Genomic DNA, 2,462 nt, shown 5'->3' on the forward strand with positions numbered 1-2,462 from the left:
TTATTTACTCCCATTAATAATTAATTTTGCGAGCTTTACTGCTAACCAAATAACGATGTCTTTAGCCTTTTATGTTGCTTTTATTCTTTTATATGTAAAAGCAATAAACTGCAAAAGTGCAGGGGTGACCAAGTTGTTTGTAGCCATGCTATTAATTTGTTTTTGCGCTACTTTTTACACCACAGGTACTCCTACTTTATTTGGCTTTGCAGCCTACGTAGCAGGCTATGCATACAACTACCATCAAAGAATTTATGCTGCACTCGCGATTATATCTACGGTTTTATTAAGCGCATATATTGGTGATATAGGGAAGATTCAATACTTTTTAGCTGTTGCTTTGATTTTATGCGCCGCGTTATTTAGTTACGGTATTGCAGCAAAAAGAGAAAGCTTATATAAAAAGCGTGAGCAAGAAAGTGCTAACCAATTAGAGCAACTAGCTGCTATTGCTGAGCGCGAGCGCATTGCCCGCGATTTACATGACATTTTAGGGCATTCATTGTCATCTATTGCTTTAAAGGCTGAGCTTGCTAATAAATTAAACCAAGGTGAGCGTTACGCTCAAGCAAATAACGAAATTGCACAAGTAGCAGAGCTTGCAAGGCAATTGCTTAGCGATGTAAGAAACGCAGTAAGTGATTTAAAACAGCTTAACCTTGTCAGTCAAATAGCACAGCTAAAACAAAGATTAATAGAGCAAGGTTTTAACGTAAAAGTGAGCGTAAATTTAGATACTCTGCCCGCTAAGGTAGAAGGGTTCGCTGGGTTAATAATTAAAGAGGCTGTGACTAATTTATTACGTCATAGCAGCACAAAAAATTGCGAAATAAGCATAGAGCAAACAGCGCAACAGCTTCTTATTAAAGTGATTGATAACGCGCCATGCAATACATTAAAAGTAGGTAATGGTTTAAATGGCATTACAGAGCGAGCAGAGCAATTAAAGGGCAGTGCTAAATTTACCTGTGGTGATACTTTTACGCTAAATGTGATATTGCCAATCACAGCTAAGGATTTACAATGATTAAAGTTTATTTAGTGGAAGATCAAGCGCTTGTTCGTGATGCAATCGCAGCACTATTAAGTCTCGATTTTAATATAGAGATAATTGGGCAAGCAAGTAACGGGCAAGATGCACTTAATGCAATTGAGGCGCTTGATAGTGATTTACTGCCAGATATAATTTTAACCGATATAGAAATGCCAACCATGAATGGTATAGAGCTCAGCGAAAAAATAGCTGCTAAGTTTCCCGCTATAAAAATGGTTATTATGACCACGTTTTCTCGCGCTGGTTACATAAGACGCTCATTAAGTTCGGGTGTTAAAGGGTTTATACTAAAAGAAGCACCCAGTGAAGATCTAATAAATGCCCTTAAAAAAGTAATGCAGGGGCAAAAGGTAATTGATCCAGAGCTTGCTATTAATGCATTAGACGACGCAGATCCACTTACCGATAAAGAACGCAAAGCACTTAAACTTGCAAGCGATGGCCTTAAAACAAGCGAAATAGCCAAGCAGTTATTTATAAGCGAAGGCACCACACGTAATTATCTATCAGACGCCATTGCAAAATTAAACGCCACTAACCGCATAGATGCTGCGCGTATAGCTAAACAAAAAGGATGGCTTTAAATAGTGGGTTTATAAATTATAAGCAAAGTATTACTATGTTACTTATAAAAGTAACGAACGGCGCTTAAAATTAGCTTAAAAAGCGTTAAAAGAGGGTTTAATGGCAAATTTAATAGAACTAACAACTAAAAATAGTACTGCAATACTCACTATGAATACCGCTGAAAACCGCCACAACCCAGCATTTTTGGCTGAGTTTAATTTACATCTTGACCATATTGAAGCAGATCAAAATATTAAGTCTGTTATTTTAACCTCTTCGAGTGATAAAAACTGGTCATTGGGTATCGACCTTCAGTGGATGTCTAATCCAAGTATTTTACCTGCTGCAATTTCTGACTTTATGATTCAAATAAGTGACTTGTTTAAGCGCATAGTTATTTTTCCTATGCCGATTATTGCAGCGTTAAACGGCCATACTTACGGTAATGGTTCTGTGCTTGCATGTGCGTGCGATTTTAGATTTATGAAGTCAGACAAAGGCTTCTTTTGTTTTCCTGAAGTGGATGTAATGGTGCCTTTTGTACCGTCGATGTTTCCTATAATTAATAAAGCTATCTCGCAAACATTCTTTAATCGTTTAGCTATGTCAGGAGAGCGTGTTGGTGCACAGCAGTTGCTAGAGAACAAAGTAGTTGAAGCTGTGTTTGCAAATAACGATGAACTACAAGCAGGTGTACTTGAGTTTGCCCAGCAGTTTAATAAAAACCGCTGGATTTACGCTCAAAATAAATCACAAATGAATAAGCAAATTTTGCTTACAATGAAAGAAGAAGACCCAAGCTTTATTGATAATATAAGCAAACTGCTCTGGAAAAACCTAC

At 37.2% G+C, this 2,462-nt stretch carries 3 protein-coding genes; all 3 read left to right on the forward strand.

The window, feature by feature from the left end:
• The coding region (locus GQR46_RS18705) for a histidine kinase (protein ID WP_165742037.1) at positions 1 to 1,027 on the forward strand (1,027 nt) is incomplete at its 5' end.
• Complete coding sequence (locus GQR46_RS18710) at positions 1,024 to 1,638, forward strand: response regulator transcription factor (protein WP_165742039.1); 615 nt, start codon at positions 1,024 to 1,026, stop codon at positions 1,636 to 1,638. The genes GQR46_RS18705 and GQR46_RS18710, both read left to right, overlap by 4 nt.
• Before the next feature lie 100 nt (positions 1,639 to 1,738).
• Positions 1,739 to 2,462: enoyl-CoA hydratase/isomerase family protein (locus GQR46_RS18715; RefSeq protein ID WP_165742041.1), on the forward strand; the 724-nt coding region annotated here is incomplete at its 3' end.

The organism is Pseudoalteromonas sp. Z1A6, from assembly GCF_011378745.1.
Lineage (GTDB): Bacteria > Pseudomonadota > Gammaproteobacteria > Enterobacterales > Alteromonadaceae > Pseudoalteromonas > Pseudoalteromonas arctica.